General features: G+C 59.0%; 17 protein-coding genes. 10 read left to right on the top strand and 7 right to left on the bottom strand.

From position 1 onward, the window contains the following. Nucleotides 1–3,354 (top strand): calcium-binding protein (locus H8F23_RS09455; RefSeq protein ID WP_194934166.1); only part of this gene is annotated, 3,354 nt, incomplete at its 5' end. 173 nt (nucleotides 3,355–3,527) lie between these two features. On the opposite strand, the gene H8F23_RS09450 is transcribed toward H8F23_RS09455, so the two are convergent. Next, nucleotides 3,528–6,422: a ribonucleoside-diphosphate reductase subunit alpha gene (locus H8F23_RS09450; RefSeq protein ID WP_194934164.1), complete on the bottom strand. Its 2,895-nt coding sequence runs from the start codon at nucleotides 6,420–6,422 to the stop codon at nucleotides 3,528–3,530. Between the two features lie 876 nt (nucleotides 6,423–7,298). Between H8F23_RS09450 and H8F23_RS09445 the strand changes: the two genes are divergently transcribed. Together H8F23_RS09445 and H8F23_RS09440 are read left to right on the top strand one after the other, a co-directional pair. Further along, complete coding sequence (locus tag H8F23_RS09445; protein WP_194934162.1) at nucleotides 7,299–8,021, top strand: response regulator; 723 nt, start codon at nucleotides 7,299–7,301, stop codon at nucleotides 8,019–8,021. Beyond that, complete coding sequence (locus tag H8F23_RS09440; RefSeq protein WP_194934161.1) at nucleotides 8,018–9,628, top strand: ATP-binding protein; 1,611 nt, start codon at nucleotides 8,018–8,020, stop codon at nucleotides 9,626–9,628. The genes H8F23_RS09445 and H8F23_RS09440 overlap by 4 nt, the downstream gene beginning before the upstream one ends. A gap of 116 nt (nucleotides 9,629–9,744) precedes the next feature. Here H8F23_RS09440 and H8F23_RS09435 read toward each other — a convergent pair whose 3' ends face one another. Both H8F23_RS09435 and H8F23_RS09430 read right to left on the bottom strand, forming a co-directional pair. Beyond that, a complete protein-coding gene (locus tag H8F23_RS09435) occupies nucleotides 9,745–10,470 on the bottom strand; it encodes a 4'-phosphopantetheinyl transferase family protein (protein ID WP_228759157.1) in 726 nt (241 codons plus the stop codon). A 139-nt stretch (nucleotides 10,471–10,609) separates the two neighbouring features. Further along, nucleotides 10,610–11,401 carry a dienelactone hydrolase family protein gene (locus tag H8F23_RS09430; protein ID WP_194934159.1) on the bottom strand — a complete coding sequence of 264 codons (792 nt, stop codon included), beginning with the start codon at nucleotides 11,399–11,401 and terminating at the stop codon, nucleotides 10,610–10,612. 143 nt (nucleotides 11,402–11,544) lie between these two features. On the opposite strand from H8F23_RS09430, the gene H8F23_RS09425 reads away from it, so the two are divergent. The 3 genes from H8F23_RS09425 to H8F23_RS09415 all read left to right on the top strand — a co-directional run bounded on the left by H8F23_RS09425 (nucleotide 11,545) and on the right by H8F23_RS09415 (nucleotide 14,317). After that, a complete protein-coding gene (locus H8F23_RS09425; RefSeq protein ID WP_095051104.1) occupies nucleotides 11,545–12,147 on the top strand; it encodes a porin family protein in 603 nt (200 codons plus the stop codon). Between the two features lie 149 nt (nucleotides 12,148–12,296). Continuing rightward, a complete protein-coding gene (locus tag H8F23_RS09420; protein WP_093442145.1) occupies nucleotides 12,297–12,974 on the top strand; it encodes a response regulator transcription factor in 678 nt (225 codons plus the stop codon). Then, entirely contained in the window at nucleotides 12,971–14,317 is a 1,347-nt protein-coding gene (locus tag H8F23_RS09415) for an ATP-binding protein (RefSeq protein ID WP_194934157.1), read from the top strand. Before H8F23_RS09420 ends, H8F23_RS09415 begins: the two co-directional genes overlap by 4 nt. A 205-nt stretch (nucleotides 14,318–14,522) precedes the next feature. On the opposite strand, the gene H8F23_RS09410 is transcribed toward H8F23_RS09415, so the two are convergent. Next, nucleotides 14,523–15,521, bottom strand: coding sequence for an AraC family transcriptional regulator (locus tag H8F23_RS09410; RefSeq protein ID WP_194934155.1), 999 nt, complete (start codon nucleotides 15,519–15,521; stop codon nucleotides 14,523–14,525). Between the two features lie 352 nt (nucleotides 15,522–15,873). Here H8F23_RS09410 and H8F23_RS09405 point away from each other — a divergent pair, with 352 nt between their 5' ends. Then, nucleotides 15,874–17,208: a dicarboxylate/amino acid:cation symporter gene (locus H8F23_RS09405; protein WP_194934154.1), complete on the top strand. Its 1,335-nt coding sequence runs from the start codon at nucleotides 15,874–15,876 to the stop codon at nucleotides 17,206–17,208. 145 nt (nucleotides 17,209–17,353) lie between these two features. After that, a complete protein-coding gene (locus H8F23_RS09400; protein ID WP_194934152.1) occupies nucleotides 17,354–18,535 on the top strand; it encodes a CaiB/BaiF CoA transferase family protein in 1,182 nt (393 codons plus the stop codon). Between the two features lie 109 nt (nucleotides 18,536–18,644). Here the strand turns inward: H8F23_RS09400 and H8F23_RS09395 are convergent, their stop codons facing one another. Together H8F23_RS09395 and H8F23_RS09390 are read right to left on the bottom strand one after the other, a co-directional pair. Beyond that, nucleotides 18,645–19,139: a SprT family zinc-dependent metalloprotease gene (locus tag H8F23_RS09395; protein ID WP_007917517.1), complete on the bottom strand. Its 495-nt coding sequence runs from the start codon at nucleotides 19,137–19,139 to the stop codon at nucleotides 18,645–18,647. Nucleotides 19,140–19,266: 127 nt separating this feature from the next. Continuing rightward, a complete protein-coding gene (locus tag H8F23_RS09390) occupies nucleotides 19,267–19,869 on the bottom strand; it encodes a Yip1 family protein (protein ID WP_007917515.1) in 603 nt (200 codons plus the stop codon). 288 nt (nucleotides 19,870–20,157) lie between these two features. Between H8F23_RS09390 and ttcA the strand changes: the two genes are divergently transcribed. Both ttcA and H8F23_RS09380 read left to right on the top strand, forming a co-directional pair. Beyond that, nucleotides 20,158–20,982: a tRNA 2-thiocytidine(32) synthetase TtcA gene (gene ttcA / locus H8F23_RS09385; protein WP_093442168.1), complete on the top strand. Its 825-nt coding sequence runs from the start codon at nucleotides 20,158–20,160 to the stop codon at nucleotides 20,980–20,982. A gap of 150 nt (nucleotides 20,983–21,132) precedes the next feature. After that, nucleotides 21,133–21,807, top strand: a complete 675-nt coding sequence (locus H8F23_RS09380) for a DNA-3-methyladenine glycosylase I (protein ID WP_034155801.1) — start codon at nucleotides 21,133–21,135, stop codon at nucleotides 21,805–21,807. A gap of 99 nt (nucleotides 21,808–21,906) precedes the next feature. Here H8F23_RS09380 and H8F23_RS09375 read toward each other — a convergent pair whose 3' ends face one another. Continuing rightward, a complete protein-coding gene (locus tag H8F23_RS09375; RefSeq protein ID WP_194934150.1) occupies nucleotides 21,907–22,332 on the bottom strand; it encodes a DUF2069 domain-containing protein in 426 nt (141 codons plus the stop codon). Nucleotide 22,333 lies beyond the last annotated feature (1 nt).

Genomic DNA, 22,333 nt, shown 5'->3' with positions numbered 1-22,333 from the left:
TTCAATGACGTCCTGACCGGGCAAACCACGGGCAACGTCCTGAACGGCGGTGCCGGTGATGACATCTACTACGTCAACGGCACCTCGGTGAACGTGGTTGAAGCGGTGGGCGGCGGTGATGATGAAGTACGGACCATCCTGCTCAATCACACCCTGGCAACCAACGTCGAGCGTCTGACTTACGTCGGCACCGGTAATTTTACCGGTTACGGCAATGCCTCGGACAACATCATTACCGGCGGAGTCGGTAACGATTACCTGATGGGCGGCGCAGGTGCTGACCAGTTCATCGGTGGCGCCGGTAACGATGTAGTTGGTTATGGCGACAGCCCTGTGGCCGTGACGATCAACACCAAAACCGGGGTTAACTCCGGTATTGCGGCAGGCGATACGTATGTCGGTATTGAAATACTGCAGGGCTCCGGCGGCAACGACACCTTTATCAGTGGTGAAGCCGCGGATCAGTTTTACGGTTCGGGCGGTAACGACACCATTGATTATTCCGACTCTGCCAGCGGCGTAACGGTGAGTCTGGTCGGCGGTGTTGCAGGCGTGGGTGGTGATGCTCAAGGCGACAAGCTGTGGGAATTTGAAACGGTCATCGGCTCGTCTTTCAATGACGTCCTGACTGGGCAAACCACGGGCAACGTCCTGAACGGCGGCGCCGGTGATGACATCTACTATGTCAACGGCACTTCGGTGAACGTGGTTGAAGCGGTGGGCGGCGGTGATGACGAAGTACGGACCATCCTGCTCAATCACACCCTGGCAACCAACGTCGAGCGTCTGACTTACGTCGGCACCGGTAATTTCACCGGTTACGGCAATGCCTCGGACAACGTCATTACCGGCGGAGTCGGTAACGATTACCTGATGGGCGGCGCAGGTGCTGACCAGTTCATCGGTGGCGCCGGTAACGATGTAGTTGGTTATGGCGACAGCCCTGTGGCCGTGACGATCAACACCAAAACCGGGGTTAACTCCGGTATTGCGGCAGGCGATACGTATGTCGGTATTGAAATACTGCAGGGCTCCGGCGGCAACGACACCTTTATCAGTGGTGAAGCCGCGGACCAGTTTTACGGTTCGGGCGGTAACGACACCATTGATTATTCCGACTCTGCCAGCGGCGTAACGGTGAGTCTGGTCGGCGGTGTTGCAGGCGTGGGTGGTGATGCTCAAGGCGACAAGCTGTGGGAATTTGAAACGGTCATCGGCTCGTCTTTCAATGACGTCCTGACTGGGCAAACCACGGGCAACGTCCTGAACGGCGGCGCCGGTGATGACATCTACTATGTCAACGGCACTTCGGTAAACGTTGTTGAAGCGGTGGGCGGCGGTGATGACGAAGTGCGGACCATCATGCTCAATCACACCCTGGCAGCCAACGTTGAACGCCTGACTTACGTCGGCACCGGCAACTTCGTCGGTTACGGCAACGCGTCGGACAACATCATCACGGGCGGGGTCGGAGCGGATACCTTGTCGGGTGGGGCAGGTGCTGACCAGTTCATTGGTGGCGCCGGTAACGACATCGTGAGTTATGGCGACAGCCCTGTGGGCGTGACGATCAACACCAAAACCGGGGTGAACTCCGGGATCGCTTTCGGTGATACATACGTCGGTATTGAGTTCCTGCAAGGTTCTGGCAGCAACGACACTTTTATCAGCGGCGAAGCGGCGGATCAGTTTTTCGGTTCGGGCGGCATGGATACGATTGATTACTCCGGTTCGTCCAGCGGTGTGACGGTGAGTCTGGTGGGTGGCGTGGCTGGCGTGGGTGGCGATGCCCAGGGCGACAAGCTGTGGGAATTTGAAACGGTCATCGGCTCGTCTTTCAATGACGTGCTGACCGGGCAAACCACGGGCAACGTCCTGAATGGCGGCGCCGGTGATGACATCTACTATGTCAACGGCACTTCGGTAAACGTTGTTGAAGCGGTGGGCGGCGGTGATGACGAAGTGCGGACCATCATGCTCAATCACACCTTGGCAGCCAACGTTGAACGCCTGACTTACGTCGGCACTGGCAACTTCGTCGGTTACGGCAACGCGTCGGACAACATCATCACGGGTGGGGTCGGCAACGACACTCTGATGGGCGGCGCAGGTGCTGACCAATTCTTCGGTGGTGATGGCTTTGACACGGTCAGTTACGTTGACAGCCTTACGGGCGTGACAATCAACTCCAAAACCGGTGTCAATACGGGCATCGCCGCCGGCGATACCTACAACGGTATCGAACAGATCCGGGGCTCGAGTTACGGCGATATCTTTGTCGGCAGTGCTGGCGTGGATCGTTTTGATGGTGGTGATGGCAACGACATCCTCAGCTTTGCGGGTGAAAATGCCGGCGTTACGCTGGATCTGAGTGCTGCGGTGCTTACCGGTATTGCGGCGGGAGATTTCTACACGTCGATCGAGGCATTCCAGGGGTCTGCTTATGACGACACCTTCACTGGCTCTGCTGCCGTGCGGGAGAGCTTTATTGGCGGTGCTGGTGCGGATACTTTGATTGGTGTGGGGCGTGGAGACTCTGCCTGGTACGTCAATAGCGCCGAGTCGGTGCAGGTCAATCTCCTGACAGGTTCTGGCAGTGGCGGCGATGCTCAGGGGGATGTGCTCACCAATATTGATAATCTGGTCGGCTCAGCCTTCAATGACACTCTGACCGGTAATGCCTTCGCCAACATGCTGGAAGGTGGTGACGGTAACGACGTTCTCTATGGCGGTGATGGCAACGACATTTTGTACGGTCATAGCTTCACCAACACTGGCGCCCTGGCGGTACCTTTCGCCACAGACAACCAGGCCGACACCGTCTATGGCGGTAACGGTGATGATTACATCATCGGGTATGTGCGTGATGTCGGTTCGGTTTTCTATGGCGAAGCCGGCAATGACAACATTACGGTCATTTCGGGTATCGCCGATGGGGGCGATGGCAATGACACGTTGATGGGCTTGGGTCATGGCTATGAGTTGCGCGGTGGTGCGGGTGCCGACAAGTTGTATCTGAGCGCTTCCGGTGACGGTTATGGTGGAGAGGGCAGCGATGCGTATTTCGTGTCTTCCAAAACCATGGTCGCGATTTTTGATGACGGAACCACAGGGATCGATGTGGTCACTCTGAGAAACATCCAGAGTGTCAGCGATGTCCGGATCATGCAAAACGATCAGGGCGCCTACATCTTCAACGCTGCCGATCTGCAGAGCGGCAATCTGGACTCCGGTGTGTTCCTGAAGGACTGGTACAAGGGCGGGAATACCATCGAAACGTTCTTCACCAACAATGGCGAGTCCTTCACCATTCCGGTGGTTGGACAGGCAATGTCTGAAGCATTCACGGTGTGATGATTAACTAGCGACAACAGAAAAACGGCGAAGCCTGTACTCAGGTTTCGCCGTTTTTTTTGCTTCAATATTTACTCCAGACAAAAGAAAACCCCCGACAAACCAGAAGTCTGTCGGGGGTTTCTTTCGCCTGGAGAGTATCAGGCGTTTCGCAACGCCTGACTCAGCTCAGCTTATTGGCAAGCTTCGCAATCCGGCTCGTCGATCGCGCAAGCCTTTGGCACTGGAGCAGGACCGGCAGGAGCTGCCAGTACTGAATCGTCGCCGTGGTTGCCGCCGCTGGAAACAGCGTTCAGCTTGCCGGTGTTGATGGTCGACTTCTCGGTGCTGGTCGCGGCCAGGGCACGGAGGTAGTAAGTGGTTTTCAGACCACGGTACCAGGCCATGCGGTAGGTCACGTCGAGCTTCTTGCCCGATGCGCCAGCGATGTACAGGTTCAGCGACTGGGCCTGGTCGATCCACTTCTGACGACGGCTGGCGGCGTCAACGATCCACTTGGTGTCCACTTCGAAGGCAGTCGCGTAGAGCTCTTTGAGTTCTTGCGGGATGCGCTCGATCTGCTGAACCGAACCGTCGTAGTACTTCAGGTCGTTGATCATGACCGAGTCCCACAGACCGCGAGCCTTGAGGTCGCGAACCAGGTACGGGTTGATCACGGTGAATTCGCCCGACAGGTTCGATTTCACATACAGGTTCTGGTAGGTCGGTTCGATCGACTGCGATACGCCAGTGATGTTGGCGATGGTCGCGGTCGGTGCGATGGCCATGATGTTCGAGTTACGAATGCCTTTCTGTACACGGGCGCGAACCGGTGCCCAGTCGAGGGTTTCGTTCAGGTCGACATCGATGTACTTCTGGCCACGGGCTTCGATCAGGATCTGTTGCGAATCCAGCGGCAGGATGCCTTTGGACCACAGCGAACCCTGGAACGTCTCGTACGCGCCACGCTCGTCAGCCAGGTCGCAGGACGCCTGGATCGCGTAGTAGCTGACCGCTTCCATCGACTTGTCGGCGAACTCGACGGCAGCGTCGGAACCGTAAGGGATGTGCTGCAGGTACAAAGCGTCCTGGAAGCCCATGATGCCCAGACCGACCGGACGGTGCTTGAAGTTGGAGTTCTTCGCTTGTGGCACCGAGTAGTAGTTGATGTCGATAACGTTATCGAGCATGCGTACAGCGGTGTTCACGGTGCGTTCCAGCTTGGCGGTGTCCAGCTTGCCGTCGACGATGTGGTTCGGCAGGTTGATCGAACCCAGGTTGCAAACAGCGATTTCGTCCTTGTTGGTGTTCAAGGTGATCTCGGTGCACAGGTTCGAGCTGTGAACCACGCCGACGTGCTGCTGCGGGCTGCGCAGGTTGCACGGGTCTTTGAAGGTCAGCCATGGGTGGCCGGTTTCAAACAGCATGGAGAGCATTTTGCGCCACAGGTCTTTGGCCTGGATGGTCTTGAACAGTTTGACCTTGCCTGGGTATTCGGTCAGGGCTTCGTAGTACTCGTAGCGCTCTTCAAAGGCTTTACCGGTCAGGTCGTGCAGGTCCGGCACTTCGGATGGCGAGAACAGGGTCCATTTGCCGTCATCGAAGACGCGCTTCATGAACAGGTCAGGGATCCAGTTGGCGGTGTTCATGTCGTGGGTACGACGACGATCATCACCGGTGTTCTTGCGCAGCTCGATGAACTCTTCGATGTCCATGTGCCAGGTTTCCAGGTAGGCACACACAGCGCCTTTGCGCTTGCCACCCTGGTTAACGGCTACAGCGGTGTCGTTCACCACTTTCAGGAACGGAACCACGCCTTGCGACTTGCCGTTGGTGCCCTTGATGTACGAACCCAGAGCGCGAACAGGCGTCCAGTCATTGCCCAGGCCGCCAGCAAATTTCGACAACATGGCGTTGTCGTGGATCGCGTGATAGATACCCGACAGGTCATCCGGCACGGTGGTCAGGTAGCAACTCGACAGCTGTGGACGCAGGGTACCGGCGTTGAACAGGGTCGGCGTCGACGACATGTAGTCGAAGGACGACAGCAGGTTGTAGAACTCGATCGCACGGTCTTCTTTCTGCTTCTCTTCGATCGCCAGGCCCATGGCCACGCGCATGAAGAAGATCTGCGGCAGTTCGAAACGAATACCATCCTTGTGGATGAAGTAACGGTCGTACAGGGTCTGCAGGCCCAGGTAGGTGAATTGCTGATCACGCTCGTGGTTGATCGCCTTGCCCAGTTTTTCCAGGTCGAAGGAGGCCAGCACAGGGTTCAGCAGTTCGAACTCGATACCTTTGGCGATGTAGGCCGGCAGTGCCTTGGCGTACAGGTCGGCCATTTCGTGGTGAGTGGCGCTTTCGGCCACACCGAGGAAACCCAGACCTTCGGCACGCAGGGTGTCCATCAGCAGGCGGGCAGTCACGAACGAGTAGTTCGGCTCACGCTCGACCAGGGTACGGGCGGTCATCACCAGGGCGGTGTTGACGTCGGTCAGGGCCACGCCGTCGTACAGGTTTTTCAGGGTTTCGCGCTGGATCAGGTCGCCGTCGACTTCTTCCAGACCTTCGCACGCTTCGGTGACGATGGTGTTCAGACGGCCCATGTCCAGCGGCGCCAGGCTGCCGTCGGCACGGGTGATGCGGATCGACGGGTGCGCGTTGACCGCTTCTTCGGCCGGCGCGTGGGCAGCGCGTTCTTTCGAACGACCGTCACGGTAGATCACGTAGTCGCGAGCGACTTTCTGCTCACCGGCACGCATCAGGGCCAGTTCGACCTGGTCCTGGATTTCTTCGATGTGGATGGTGCCGCCCGATGGCATGCGACGCTTGAAGGTTGCAGTGACCTGTTCGGTCAGGCGCGCAACAGTGTCGTGGATTCGCGACGAGGCGGCAGCGGTGCCGCCTTCAACTGCGAGGAACGCTTTGGTGATAGCGACGGTGATCTTGTCATCGGTGTAAGGAACGACAGTGCCATTGCGCTTGATCACGCGCAGTTGACCAGGCGCGGTGGCTGCCAGATCCGAATTCGAATCGGCGGCCTGCGGCAAGGTGCCCTGCGGGTTCTCGCGAGTTGTGTCGGTTTGCATGGGGGGTGGTCTCCACATTCTCTATGTTTGTTTGGGCACCATCATGGTGCCCACCGTTCTGTCCAGAAGCACTACAGCCGACGGGCGTCGGGTATAACAACTTCGGGACAGTAGGAAAAAAGGCTGATGAAGCCGCATCCTTGCCGAAGTTTTTGGCTACGAGCCAGGGCTCGAGCCGGATTCCTTCCCGGGTGACAGTAATGACTGCAACACCCGTACCGTTCTCGTCGCTGCGAGCTAAAAAACGGTGCCATCCGCAAGTGCGGTTTGGGCTTTGAAAAACTTGCTTGGTTCAACCGGAAACAGGCAATAAATCGCTTGAGTTTCAGGTCTGAAATGTGGTTGGGCGTTTAAGCGGAAAACCCTATATGTAGGGTCTCTCCCTGCGCCGTGCTACAAGATAATGCGTTTTACGGGTGCTTGCAACGTACTAGCTGTGGATAAACCTGTGCGTAAATTGTGTAAGAAATCCGGAATTCGCGTGTAGGCCGCGAACCTGCTGAGCTAGACCGTCTGTCACTGTTTTTTCACCGGGAAAAACGCTTCAGCGGATTTTTAAGGGCGCGAACCCTATCACAAAAAACGGCCTTGTCCGAACGCATTTACCGACTTGTGTTCTGGCTGTACGCCGTTTATACAATCGGCTCATGCGCAGGCATTGTTATCCTCCAGAAACATGACAAAAGGACGGGAGGATCACGCTAAATATCGCGTACCCCTGTAGGAGCTGCCGAAGGCTGCGATCTTTTGATCCTGATCTTGAAAAGCAAGATCAAAAGATCGCAGCCTCGTTTCACTCGACAGCTCCTACAGGGGATTGTGTGTCCGGGCAATCGCCTTCCTTTTATTAATAACAATAGAAAGCAGAGGTCACCGGTGGAGCAACAAGCCTTTCAGGTATTGATCGTCGAAGATGACCAGCGACTGGCCGAACTGACGCGCGACTACCTGCAAGCCAATGGACTGCGCGTGGACATCGAAGGTAACGGTGCGTTGGCGGCGGCGCGGATCATCAAGGAGCAGCCGGATCTGGTGATCCTCGACCTGATGCTGCCCGGCGAAGATGGCCTGAGCATTTGCCGCAAGGTGCGCAATCAGTATGACGGGCCGATTCTGATGCTCACCGCGCGCACCGACGATGCCGATCAGATCCACGGGCTCGATCTCGGTGCCGACGATTACGTGTGCAAACCGGTGCGCCCACGTCTGTTGCTGGCACGAATCCAGGCGTTGCTGCGCCGTAGCGACACACCTGAACCGCTCGCCGAAAAATCCCGCCGTCTGCAATTCGGCCCGTTGGTGGTCGATAACGCCTTGCGTGAAGCGTGGCTGAGCGACAGCGGCATCGAGCTGACCAGCGCCGAATTCGATCTGCTCTGGCTGTTGGTGTCCAACGCCGGGCGGATTCTGTCCCGCGAAGAAATCTTCACCGCACTGCGCGGCATCGGCTATGACGGTCAGGACCGTTCGATCGATGTGCGCATCTCGCGCATCCGTCCGAAAATCGGCGACGACCCCGACCATCCGCGCCTGATCAAGACGATTCGCAGCAAAGGTTATCTGTTCGTTCCTGAAGCCTGCGTAGACCTGCCGCTGTGAACTCGATCTTCCTGCGCATCTACGGCGGCATGTGCGCAGCGCTGATTCTGGTGGCGGTGCTCGGCGTGCTGGCGCTGAATCTGCTCAATCAGGTGCGCAGCGAGCAGTATCGCGAGCGGCTGGCCCACGGCACGTTCTCGCTGATGGCCGACAACCTGCAACCGATGAATGAAACCGAGCGCCATCGCGCGTTGCTGGTGTGGGAGCGGTTGCTGGGGATCCCGCTGGCGCTGAAGAAGTTTGCCGAGACCGATCTCGACCTGACCCAGCGCACCCGCGTGCAACGGGGGCAGGCGTTGGTCGAGCAGACCGGTCCGCACGCAGCGAAGGTTTACCGGATGGTCAGCGACAAGGAACAGCTCGTACTGGTGGGTGAAGTTCAGCAGATCAGCGAGCAACTGGCCCGCGCAACCATTTACCTGCTGGCCGATGAACTGGTGCGCGTGCCGGTCGCCGAGCAACCCAAGCGCCTCGCGCAGATAAAGGAAGAGAAGGGCTTCGGTTTCGATCTGCGCCTGGTCACGGTGAATGACGCCGACATGGACGAAGACCAGAGCCGCCGCGTGGCCGAAGGCGACACGGTGATGGCGCTGGGCAAGGGCGGCGATTCGATCCGCGTGTTTGCCGGCATGGTCGGCACGCCGTGGGTGCTGGAAATCGGACCGCTGTATCAGATGAACCCTTACCCGCCGGAATGGCTGGTGCTGATCGCTGCACTCGGCCTAACGCTGATCGGCCTCATCGTTTATTTGTTGGTGCGCCAGCTCGAACGCCGTTTACGCGGCCTCGAAGCAGCGGCCACGCGGATTGCCAAGGGCAGCCTGGAAACCCGTGTGCCGGCGCGCGGTGCCGACTCGGTCGGGCGTCTGGCGGCGGCGTTCAACGGCATGGCCGAGCACTTGCAGCAGCTACTGGCAATCCAGCGCGAATTGGTGCGTGCGGTCTCTCATGAACTTCGCACGCCGGTGGCGCGTCTGCGTTTCGGTCTGGAAATGATCGGTTCGGCGACCACGCCGCAAGCGCTGGAGAAGTACCGCGAAGGCATGGATCACGACATCGAGGACCTCGATAAACTGGTCGATGAAATGCTCACCTATGCGCGACTGGAGCAGGGTTCGCCGGCGCTGACGTTCCAGCGCATCGATCTGGATGCGCTGGTCAATCAGGTGATTGAGGAGCTGGCGCCGCTGCGTGCCGAGGTCACGGTGCAGCGCGGTTTGTGCCTGTCTGCGGCGGATAACGATGATGCCTGGGTCGAAGCCGAGCCGCGTTATCTGCATCGGGCGCTACAGAACCTGGTGAGCAACGCCATGCGCCATGCACGCTCGAAGGTGACGGTGAGTTACCAGGTCGGGCAATTGCGCTGCCGCGTCGACGTCGAGGATGACGGGCCGGGCGTGCCGGAAGTGGCGTGGGAGCGGATTTTCACGCCGTTTCTACGCCTGGATGACAGCCGTACGCGGGCGTCGGGCGGGCATGGCCTGGGCTTGTCGATCGTGCGGCGGATCATTCACTGGCATGACGGCCGGGCAATCATTGGCAAGAGCAAGAGCCTGGGTGGGGCTTGCTTTAGCCTGAGTTGGCCGCGCAATCAGGAACGTCGGTAATTCTAGTGGTGGCCGCGATGCCGCCTACGCGAGCAAGCTCGCTCCCACATTTGAAATGCGGTTTCCTGTGGGAGCGAGCTTGCTCGCGAAGAGGCCCTTGCAGGCACCGAAAGATTTCAGGCCTTGATGCTGACCAGACTCAGCAACTGCCCATCCTGCACCCCGAACTGCGCCTCCAGTTCAGTACCGTTGCGCCATTCAGCGGACAAGTCTGTCAACAAGCGCAAATGCACCTGACCCGCCTCCGTCCATTCCAGCACTTCTGCATGCTCGAAATAAAAGCGCTGCTGCACAATCGGATACAGCGCCTTGAACAGACTCTCCTTCACCGAAAAGGTCAGCGTCACCCACAACGCCAACTGATCCCGCGAGGCGGCCGTCATGCGCTGCATTTCAGGTGACGTCAGAATCTCCCCAGCCAAGCGCTCGGCCCGTTCGGTGTTGAGCAGATTTTCCAAGTCCATGCCCAAACCGCGCCAGTGCTGCTTGTTGGCGACTATCGCCGCGGCACGACCGGTGCTGTGGGTGATCGAGCCGCAGATATGGGCCGGCCACACCGGTGCGCGATCCTCGCCAATCGCAGGCACAACGCTGCTGCCTTCCAATTGCCGCAACGCCGCACGGGCGCAAATCCGCCCGGCGAGGAATTCTGCCTGACGCTTGGCCACCGAGCGCTGAATGCTTGGTGGCGGCTCAATGGCGCTACGGCGAAAGTCATCGCCAAGCAATTGAGCCGGATCGAAGTGAGTGCTGAGAAGCACGGTATCAGGCAATACCGTCGGCAACGGCCAGTGGCTGTCGAGCACGGTGCAGCAGGCGGGGAGGGCGGGGGTGAGGTTCATGGCGGGCATTTTGCCGGTTAGTCGGGCCAAGGTCGAGATTGGCGGTGAAGCTTTCGCGAGCAGGCTCACTCCTACAGGGGAACTCATTTCAACTGTAGGCGTGAGCCTGCTCGCGATGGCCGCACCGCGGTGTCGCTGATCAGCTAAAGATTTTCTGCAAGAACGCTTTCATGTCCGCCCAGGATTTTTCGTCCGCTGCTTTGTTGTACCCGATGTCCGGGCCACCGTGCTCGCCATGGCTCAGGCGATCGGCATCCGGATTGGTAAAACCGTGCTTGGCGCCGTCGAGGCTGACGAACTTGTAGTCAGCGCCAGCCTTGTCCATTTCCGCCTTGAACGCCGTGACATTGTCTGGAGTGACCATGCTATCCAGCGCACCGTGTTCGACCAGAATCTTCGCCTTCACCCTGCCGGGTGTCGCCGGGGTCTTGGTCGCCAGCGCACCGTGGAAACTCACCACCCCTGCCAGCGGCTCTCCTTGTCGCGCGGCGTTGAGCACCACGCCGCCGCCGAAGCAGTAACCGATGGCGGCGATTTTGTTGACGTCGGTCTGCGGCTGCTTCTTCAGCAAATTCAGCCCGGCCTCAAAGCGCTTGCTGGAAGCTGCCGCATCCTGGGTCGCCGCCTGCATGAACGCCATCGCGTCTTTCGGGTGCTCGGTGTTCTTGCCTTCGCCGTACATGTCGATCGCCAACGCGCTGTAGCCAAGTGCGGCGAGATCGCGTGCGCGGCGTTTGGCGTAATCGTTCAGGCCCCACCATTCGTGCACCACGACGACACCCGGGCGTTTGCCTTGGATGGCGTCGTCGTAGGCGTAGTAGCCGATCAGTTTCGTGCCGTCGGTGCTCTGATAGGGAATTTCTTCAGTCTTGATCGCGGCGTGAGTGAGGCTGCTGACAGCCAGCAAAGTAAGGGCGAGGAACAGGCGCATGGTCGGGTCTCCTGACAATAAAGGGTCAAAACAGCCTAGTTCATTTGGTTCAGGTCAGGTTCAGAGACGGTTCAGGGGCGGTACAGGGGGAGGTCAGTAACCTTGCGCCATACCCAAACAGCACTGTGAAAGAGGAAATACCCATGACTTTTAACAAACTGTTGCTGGCATTGACCGTTATGAGCGCCAGTATCGCGGCCCAGGCTGATACCACTTCGAACTTCGCCGGCCTGTCCTTCGGCCAGACCAGCGACAAGATCGACAAGTCCCACGCACTGAACAACAACCTCGACCACCCGAATGCCACCGGCGCCATCGACGGTAACAACACCTACGGCGTACGCCTCGGTCAGCAAAACAGCCAGGGTCGCTACTACGCCACCTATGACAACGTGTCGGGCTCGCACAATGGCATTAAACTGCGTCAGGAAAACCTGCTGGGCAGCTACGATCTGTTCTACCCGGTAGGTGGCAGCACCAAGTTGTTCGGTGGCGCGACGGCGGGTTTGACCAAGCTGACTCAGGAATCGCCAGGCTTTAGCCGCGACAGTGATATCGGTTATGCCGTCGGCGGTCAGCTCGGTGTGTTGCAACAAGTATCGCAAAACACTTCGGTCGAACTCGGTTACCGTTACCTGCGCAGCAATGCCAGCACCGAGATGAGCGAACGCGGTGGCAGCAAGCAAGGCTCGCTGGATTTGACCAGCAGCGCGCAGACTTACCTGTCGGCTAACTACAATTTCTAAGGAGCGAATCGCCTTGGAACCCTGTGGGAGCGAGCTTGCTCGCGAAAGCGATGTTTCATTCAACATCATCGTTGACTGAATAACCGCCTTCGCGAGCAAGCTCGCTCCCACAGGTGGTTGTGGAGATTTCAAGTGATTAGGAGAAGGGCATGAAACTGCTGGTCGTCGAAGATGAAGCGCTGTTGCGCCATCACCTGCAAACCCGCCTGACAGAAAGTGGTCACGTGGTCGAGTCCGTGGCCAATGCCGAAGAGGCGCTGTACCAGACCGGACAGTTCAACTTTGACCTGGCGGTGATCGATCTCGGCCTGCCGGGCATGGGCGGTCTCGACCTGATTCGCCAATTGCGCGCGGCTGGCAAGACCTTCCCGATCCTGATCCTCACCGCGCGCGGCAACTGGCAGGACAAGGTCGAAGGACTCGCCGCCGGCGCCGACGATTATGTGGTCAAGCCGTTCCAGTTCGAAGAACTCGACGCGCGCCTGAACGCCTTGCTGCGCCGCTCCAGCGGGTTCACCCAGTCGACCATCGTCGCCGGGCCGCTGCTGCTCGATCTCAATCGCAAACAGGCGAGCCTCGACGAGCAACCGCTGGCGCTGACCGCCTACGAGTACCGCATCCTCGAATACCTCATGCGTCACCATCAACAAGTGGTGCCCAAGGATCGCTTGATGGAGCAGCTCTATCCGGACGACGACGAGCGCGATCCGAATGTCATCGAAGTGCTGGTCGGTCGTCTGCGGCGCAAACTCGAAGGCCCGGCCGGGTTCAAGCCGATCGACACCGTGCGCGGCCTCGGCTACCTGTTCAATGAGCGCTGCACTTGATTCGTTCCCTTCGCGTTCGCTTGATGCTCGCCGCCACCACGTTGGCGGTGTTGTTCATGCTTGCCTTGCTGCCGGCGATGCAAGGCGCGTTCAGCCTCGCCTTGCAGGATTCCATTGAGCAGCGGCTGGCCTCGGACGTGACCACGCTGATCTCGGCCGCGCGCATTGAAAACGGTCGGCTGGTGATGCCTTCGCAACTGCCGGATGAGCGCTTCAATCTCACTGACTTCCGTTTGCTCGGCTACATCTACGACCGCGAAGGGCACTTGGTGTGGCGCTCGAAAGCCACCCAGGAAGAGCAGATCAACTACAAACCGCGTTATGACGGCCTCGGTAACGAGTTCGCGCGGATTCGTGAAACCAACGGCCAGGAATTTTTCGTCTACGACGTTGAGGTGAAATTGCTCGGCGGCAAAAGCGCGGCGTTCAGCATCGTCGCCCTGCAACCGGTGCGCGAGTACGAAACCACCCTTGAAGGCCTGCGTGAAAATCTCTATCTGGGCTTCGGCGCTGCGTTACTCGTGTTGCTGGCGCTGTTGTGGATCGGCCTGACCTGGGGCCTCAAAGCCTTGCGCCGGCTCAGTCAGGAACTCGACGAAATCGAAGGCGGCACCCGTGAAAGCCTCACCGAACAACATCCACGCGAACTGCTGCGCCTGACCGGCTCGCTGAACCGTTTGCTGCACAGCGAGCGCCAGCAGCGCAGCCGTTATCGCGACTCTCTCGATGACCTGGCGCACAGCCTGAAAACCCCGTTAGCGGTGTTGCAAGGTGTCAGCGAAGACATGGCCCAGCGTCCCGAAGAGCGCGATCAGGCCTGGGTGCTGCAAAGCCAGATCGAACGCATGAGCCAGCAGATCAGCTATCAACTGCAACGGGCCAGCTTGCGCAAAAGCGGACTGGTGCGGCACCAGGTGCGGCTGCAACCGGTGCTCAAAAGCCTCTGCGACACACTGGACAAGGTTTACCGCGATAAGCACGTGCGGGTGGCGTTTGATTTACCCGAGCATTGCTATGTGCCGATCGAGCAGGGTGCCTTGCTGGAGATGATGGGCAACTTGCTGGAAAACGCTTATCGCCTGTGTCTGGGCGAGGTGCGCATCAGCGTGCGCGAGACCCTCGCCGGGATCGAACTGTGCGTCGAAGATGACGGCCCGGGCGTGCCGCCGGATCAGCGTGCGCGGATTCTCGAACGTGGCGAGCGGCTGGATGCCCAGCATCCTGGGCAGGGGATCGGGTTGGCGGTGGTCAAGGACATTATTGAAAGCTACAACGCCAAACTCGCGCTGGGCGATTCACCGATGGGTGGGGCGGCGTTCAGGATTCATTTTCCGGCGGTGTGATTGGAAGTTGCCCTCACCCTAACCCTCTCCCAGAGGTAGAGGGGACTGACCGAAGTGTCTTTGGAAAATTATCGACCTGAGCGATTTGCAGCGAATATGGATTCAATAGAGAGCTTGCAGGTCGGCGTATTTCTCAAGCATCCCCCAATCAGTCCCCTCTCCCTCCGGGAGAGGGTTAGGGTGAGGGGCTTTTGATTTTTGTGTCTCACTGCTCCTGCGCCCGATAAGCCCCCGGCGTCAGCCCGGTCCACTTCTTGAACGCCCGGTGAAACGCCGACGGCTCGGAAAATCCGAGCTGCTCGGCGATCTGTTGCAACGACAGATCCGCCCGACCCAAATGATAAATGGCGATATCCCGCCGCAACTGATCCTTCAACTCCTGAAAACTCGTGCCTTCCTCACGCAAGTGCCGACGCAGGGTCTGCGGGCTGATGTGCATATGCGCCGCGACGGCTTCCAGATCCGGCCAATTCGCACTGTCGCGACTGAGCAAACGGCGCAGGCGGCTGCTCAGGCTGTCGCCGTCGTCCGGGCGTGAGAGCAGGTCGGCGGGGGAGCGTTCGAGAAAATGTTTGAGCGTGCGTTCGTCCTGCAGCAGTGGCATAGACAGATAGCGGCTGTGGAATAAAAGGCTGCTTTGCTCGGTGCCGAAAGTCAGCGGGCAGGGGAACAACAAGTCATATTCAGCGCCGTGTTCGGGCCGGGGATAGCTGAAAGTCGCCTGTTCGAGGCGAATCCGCTGGCCAATCAGCCAACTGCCCAGACGATGCCAGATCACCAGCAAACTCTCGGTGAGAAAGTGATCCGGGTCCCATAACTGAGAATCGTCGAGGCTCAAACGCACCCATTCGTCTTCGCGCGTCAGGCTCAGGCGCGGGGCTTCGGGGAATAGGCTATAAAACAATAAACCCCGTTGCAGCGCTTTCTCCAAATTGCGGCAGTGGATCGAGGCGTGGCACATCATGGCGAAACTGCCGGGTTTGCTCGGCGCATTGCCGAAACCCAGGTATTCGTCGTCCAGCGCCAGCCACAGGCCCTGAATCAACCGGGTGAATTGTTCCGGGGCAATGCGCGCACGCGGCTCATCGAGCAATTGCGGACTGATACCCAGTTGCCACAGCAACTGGGAATAATCGAAGCCCACGCGGCGCGCGCCACCGAGGGCGGCACGGGCGAAATGACTGGCGATGGTGCGTTCGCGCATAAGCGGCAGATCCTTCCTCAGGCGCCGGATGGTAGCTGGCGGCTGGGCACGCCTACAAGGCGGATTTCCGCCAAATTGTAGGACGAGAAGCGGCGAGTTGGCGGAAATCCGCCACACTTGAGTAACGGGATGGTGACATCCATGCACCTGTAATCCCTGATATCAAAAGGCTTGCAGGCAATTGCACCAAAGTGGCACGAGGTTTGCGATAACAGCGACAGAAGCGTGCATCTATCCCGCCCGGAGAGGCGCCGCTCGAACAACAAATCCCTCCAGTGCAGGAGGGTTCGCAATTCAGGTTTCGCGGCCAACAGATGGATGTTGCCACGCGGGACGCTTGAGGACACTTGCAATGACGACTCGTCAGCCACTGTACAAATCCCTGTATTTCCAGGTGATCATCGCAATCATCATTGGTATTGCGCTCGGTCACTACTACCCGCAGTTCGGTGTCGCGGTAAAGCCGCTGGGTGACGGGTTCATCAAGCTGATCAAAATGATCATCGCCCCGATCATCTTCTGCACCGTGGTCAGCGGTATCGCTGGCATGCAGAACATGAAATCGGTCGGCAAGACCGGCGGTTACGCACTCCTGTACTTCGAAATCGTTTCGACCATCGCTTTGCTGGTTGGTCTGGTCGTGGTCAACGTCGTGCAACCGGGCGCCGGCATGCACATTGACGTCGCCACCCTCGACGCTTCGAAAGTCGCCACCTACGTAGCCCAAGGTGCTGACCAAAGCGTTGTCGGTTTCCTGCTCAACGTGATCCCGACCACCATCGTCGGCGCGTTCGCCACCGGCGACATTCTGCAAGTGCTGATGTTCTCGGTGATCTTCGGTTTCGCCCTGCATCGCCTGGGTGCCTACGGCAAGCCGATCCTCGACTTCATCGATCGCTTCGCCCATGTGATGTTCAACATCATCAACATGATCATGAAGCTTGCGCCGATCGGTGCCTTCGGTGCGATGGCCTTCACCATCGGCGCCTACGGTGTCGGCTCGCTGGTGCAGCTGGGTCAACTGATGATCTGCTTCTACATCACCTGCCTGGCGTTCATCCTCATCGTCCTCGGCGGTATCGCCCGCATGCACGGTTTCAGCGTGCTGAAGATGATTCGTTACATCCGTGAAGAGCTGCTGATCGTACTCGGCACTTCCTCGTCGGAATCGGTACTGCCACGCATGCTGATCAAGATGGAGCGTCTGGGCGCGAAGAAATCGGTAGTGGGTCTGGTGATCCCGACCGGTTACTCGTTCAACCTCGACGGCACCGCGATCTACCTGACCATGGCTGCCGTGTTCATTGCCCAGGCCACCGACACGCACATGGACATCACCCATCAGATCACCCTGCTGGTGGTGTTGCTGCTGTCTTCCAAAGGTGCGGCTGGCGTGACCGGTTCGGGCTTCATCGTGCTGGCTGCCACCCTGTCGGCGGTCGGTCACCTGCCGGTAGCCGGTCTGGCACTGATCCTCGGTATCGACCGCTTCATGTCCGAAGCTCGCGCATTGACCAACCTGGTGGGTAACGCTGTTGCGACCATCGTGGTTGCCAAGTGGGTCAAGGAACTGGACACCGACGTTCTGGATGCCGAACTGGCCTCGGGCGGTCGCGGTATCGCTGATACCCGTCCTGAAGATGACCTGGGTGTGGCGGAAGGCCCAACCCCAAGCAATGTGAAGTAAGCACTGCTTGCCTTGAAAAACCCGCTTCGGCGGGTTTTTTCTTGCCTGCTGTTTGAGCGTAACGGTCACACCCGCTGACATTTCCGGTGATTGCCGTACACGGCATCGCTGCCTAGGCTGAGTGCATCGTTCAAGGAGTTCGCCCATGTCCGCACCGCTGGCCTCACTGAAGATCCTCGATTTCTCGACATTGCTGCCGGGGCCGTTCGCCTCGCTGTTGCTGGCGGACATGGGCGCTGAAGTGCTGCGCATCGAGTCGCCGACGCGCCTGGATCTGCTACGGGTATTGCCGCCGCATGATGGCGGAGTATCGGCCAGTCACGCCTACCTCAATCGCAACAAGCGCAGCGTGGCCCTGGATCTGAAACAACCCGAGGCGCTGGAAGTGATCAAGCAGCTGCTGAGCGATTACGACATCGTCCTCGAGCAGTTTCGCCCCGGTGTGATGGAGCGCCTGGGCCTGGGTTATGAGGCGCTGAAGGCGATCAACCCGAAGCTGATTTACGTGTCGATCACCGGTTACGGCCAGACCGGGCCGTACAAGGATCGCGCCGGGCATGACATTAACTACCTGGCGCTGGCCGGCCTTGCCAGTTACACCGGCCGTGCCGATAGCGGGCCGTTGCCGCTGGGCATGCAAGTGGCGGATGTTGCCGGTGGTTCGCTGCACGGGGTGATCGGCTTGCTCGCGGCAGTGATTGCCCGTCAGCAATCGGGGCAGGGCACGCACCTGGATGTGAGCATGACTGACTGCGCGTTCAGCCTGAATGCCATGGCCGGTGCCGGCTATCTGGCTTGTGGCGAAGAGCCTGAATGGGAAGGGCAGATGCTCAATGGCGGCAGTTTCTACGACTACTATCGGTCTCGCGATGGACGCTGGATGTCGGTGGGCAGTCTGGAACCCGGGTTCATGCAGCAATTGTGTGCGGCGCTGGGCCGGCCGGAGTTGGCCGCGCAGGGCCTGTCGCCCAAGCCTGAACAGCAGCGGGCGTTGAAATACGCGCTGACGGTCGAGTTTGAAAAACATGACTTTGCCGAGTTGTGCGAGATGTTTGCCGGGATCGATGCGTGTGTCGAGCCGGTGTTGAGTCTGGGTGAGGCGGTGTGCCACCCACAATTGCAGGCGCGGGAACTGGTGACACAGGTGCCGCGTGGGGATGGCACGACGCAGGCGCAGATGGCCTGCCCGTTGAAATTTTCCGAGGTGTTGCCGGCGCCGCGGCATGTTGGCGCGGCGTTGGGGCAGCATACGGATCAGGTGTTGGGGGAATTGGGGTTCAGTGTTGAGCGGATTGCTGAGTTGCGTTCTGCCAAAGTCATTATCTAGTGCCCGTTTGGGCCCCATCGCGAGCCGGCTCGTTCCTGCAGGGGAATGCATTCCAAATGTAGGAGGGAGCCTGCTCGCGATGGGGCCAGTCAGGGCAACACAACACTGACTATTCGACGCGCATCTCGCCACTGAACACCAAGGTGTTGCGGCAGCGACGACACAAATACCGCCGCCCCTGCCGCACCAGACTATGGCGCTGCGCCGAGAACGGGAAATCACTGTCGGCGCAGGGGCATTTGTAGATATAGCGGGTCACGCTGCGGCGCTTGATTGCATAGGTGTGGCAGCGATCCGGCGGCAGTTCGTAAACCCCGCGCATGATCAGTTGCCATTCCTCGCCATGCGGCTGGATACGCTCGCCAAACAACTGATGGGCGATCAGGTGTGCGACTTCGTGGGCCACGGTCTGCTTGAGGAAATGTTCGGTGTTTTCCCGGTAAAGCTGAGGATTGAAGCGCAGCAGGTTCTCGTGCAGATGCGCGACACCGGCTTTTTGCCCGCGCAGCTTGAGGCTGACGACAGGGCGTGGGAAGGAGCGTTTGAAAAAGGATTCAGCGAGTTGGTAACAGTCTTCGACGCGGGTATTGAGTTGCTCGGGCATGCTTGATGGATCTCCAGAGGCGTCGAGTATGCCGCAACCCTGTGCACTTGCGAATCGCCAAGCTGCCGAATGGTCATCGCGCAAACGACAAGGCCGCCTTGCGGCGGCCTCTGATTGGCTTATCGAGTCAGTTCGTATAGACGGGACCAACGCCCAGCCCCCAGACAATCACGGTAAACGCCATGATGGCGACCAGAACCACCAGACCCACCGCCAGCACCGAGCTCGAGAACAGAAAACCTTCGTCCGATGGAATGTTCATGAACGTCGGCAGCCCCACATACAACAGATACACCGTGTAGCAGATGGCCGCCGTGCCGACGATCATCCCCAGCCACATATGCGGATACAGCGCCGCCAGGCCGCCGACAAACAACGGTGTTGCGGTGTAGGTGGCAAACGCCACGCAACGGGCCAGGCTCGGATTGGCGTCATAGGTGCGGGCCATCCAGTGCACAAAAGCACCCATGACCGCGACCCCGCCCAGCATGGCCAGATACGACATGACCGTCATCCAGATCGCGCTTTCAACGGTGAGCATCACCGGTGCGCGATTGCCGATTACCCAGCCGACCTGAGTCGTGCCGATAAACGCCGAGACAGCGGGGATCGCCGCCAGAATCAGCGTGTGAGTGAGGTACATGTGGCTGATGCTTTCCTCTTGGTCGCCACGGATTTCCTTCCATTCCTGATCGGGGTGGGTAAAAAGTCCCACTACGTGATGGATCATGCCAGTCACTCCTCTTGTTATTGCCATCGCCCCCCAACGGAGCGCCTACGGGCCAAGGTGGCCGAGCAAATTCAGGTCTTCAGATGTGTGCGACCTTATGTCGCAGTATAGAAAGGTCTTACCCGCACAGGTATTAGGGGCTTAGAGCAAATCGCGCTGTAAACAGGGTGGGTAATCGCCTCGGGGTCTGTTAACGCGCCGTCGGCTGGCCGCGACAACCTGTGCCCACAACCCCGGGGTTTTTGCGTAAAATGCCGGCCTTTCGTCACACCTCACGGATTTCGCGTCATGGGCACTCTTACGGTCAACCAGAACAAACTGCAAAAGCGCCTGCGCCGTCTGGCCGGCGAAGCGGTCGCCGATTTCAACATGATTGAAGATGGCGACAAGGTCATGGTCTGCCTGTCCGGCGGCAAAGACAGCTACACCATGCTCGATGTGCTGCTGCACCTGCAAAAGGTTGCCCCGATCAAGTTCGAGATCGTTGCCGTGAACATGGACCAGAAGCAGCCGGGCTTCCCCGAGCATGTGCTGCCGGCCTATCTGAAAGAGCTGGGCGTCGAGTACCACATCGTCGAGAAAGACACCTACTCGGTGGTCAAGGAACTGATCCCGGAAGGCAAGACCACTTGCTCGCTGTGCTCGCGCCTGCGTCGCGGCACGCTGTACACCTTTGCCGATGAGATCGGCGCGACGAAAATGGCTCTCGGTCACCACCGTGACGACATCGTCGAGACGTTCTTCCTCAACATGTTCTTCAACGGCAGCCTCAAGGCCATGCCGCCGAAGCTGCGCGCCGATGACGGCCGCAACGTGGTGATTCGTCCGCTGGCCTACTGCAACGAGAAAGACATTCAGGCGTACTCGGACTTCAAGGAATTCCCGATCATCCCGTGCAACCTCTGCGGTTCGCAGGAAAACCTGCAGCGTCAGGTGGTCAAGGAAATGCTCCAGGACTGGGAGCGCAAGACCCCGGGCCGTACCGAAAGCATCTTCCGCAGTCTGCAAAACGTGATTCCGTCGCAACTGGCCGACCGCAACCTGTTCGACTTCACCAGCCTGAAGATCGACGAGACCGCGGCTTCGCGCTTCGTCAACGTCGTCAATCTGTAAACCCGATCCAGGTGGGAGCGAGCTTGCTCGCGAAGGCGTCGTGTCAGCCGACATCCATGTTGAATGACAGACCGCTTTCGCGAGCAAGCTCGCTCCCACAGTGTTTTGTGTTCACAGGTAAAATTTCATATTCAATTCCCGGGAGAGGGCATGCGCGATTACAAGTGGCTGCACGAATACTGTCTGAACCGCTTCGGTTCGGCGGCTGAACTGGAAGCCCATCTGCCCGTTCCCAAGACCCCTGCGCAATTGCGCAAGATCAGCGACGACCGTTACCTCTCGACCATGGCCCTGCGCGTATTTCGCGCCGGCCTCAAACACAGTCTGGTCGACGCCAAGTGGCCGGCCTTCGAAGAGGTATTCTTCAAGTTCGACCCGGAAAAAGTCGTGCTGATGAGCGCCGAACACCTTGAACGCCTGATGCAGGATGCGCGGATTATCCGTCACCTGGGCAAACTCAAGAGCGTGCCGCGCAATGCGCAGTTCATCCTCGATGTCGAGAAAGAGAAGGGCAGTTTCGGCGCGTTGATCGCCGACTGGCCGGTGACCGATATCGTCGGCCTGTGGACGTACCTGAAAAAGCACGGTCATCAATTGGGCGGGCTGTCGGCGCCACGCTTTTTGCGCATGGTCGGCAAGGACACGTTTGTGCCGAGCTACGACGTGGTTGCGGCGCTGAATGCGCAGAAGATCGTCGACAAGGTGCCGACCAGTCTGCGCGATCTGGCGATCGTGCAGGATGTGTTCAACCAGTGGCACGAACAGAGTGGCGGGCGGGCCATGAGCCAGATTTCGATGATGCTCGCGTACACCGTCAACCATTAAGACCGCGTCGCCTCATTCGTGAGCAGGGTCACTCCTACAGGGGATCTGTGGCGTTCACAAATCCCCTGAAGGAGTGAGCCTCCTCGCGATAGCTATTCGTCAGGCGACGCTGATCTCGCCCTCGCCAGCCAGTTTACGATTCAACTGATACCGCCACCGCACATACAACAGCGCCGAGCAGAACACCGCCAGGCTCGCGATCATCTCCAGCAGCCCAAACCAATGTCGGCTCGGGTCATACGCCGCCAGTGCGCCTTTGATGAAATACAGATTCACCACAAAGCACATCCACGAATGCCCACGGGCGCTGCCCATGATCATCGCCGGGGCGAGGACGATCCACGGGATCAGCTCGACCAGCAGAATCACCCATGGCCGCGCGCCGTGCAGGTCGGCGAACAGCAGATAGTAGGCCGCGAGCAGACCGGCGAGGGCGAAAAAGCTCAGCAGGCTGAGCACCCGCATCGCCTTCACCCGTGGCTCAAGCCACTCGACACTCGGCAGAATCTTCGGCTTCTTCGCCATC

The organism is Pseudomonas neuropathica, from assembly GCF_015461835.1.
Classification (GTDB): Bacteria; Pseudomonadota; Gammaproteobacteria; order Pseudomonadales; family Pseudomonadaceae; genus Aquipseudomonas; species Aquipseudomonas neuropathica.
This window is presented reverse-complemented; position numbering and strand designations above follow the sequence as displayed.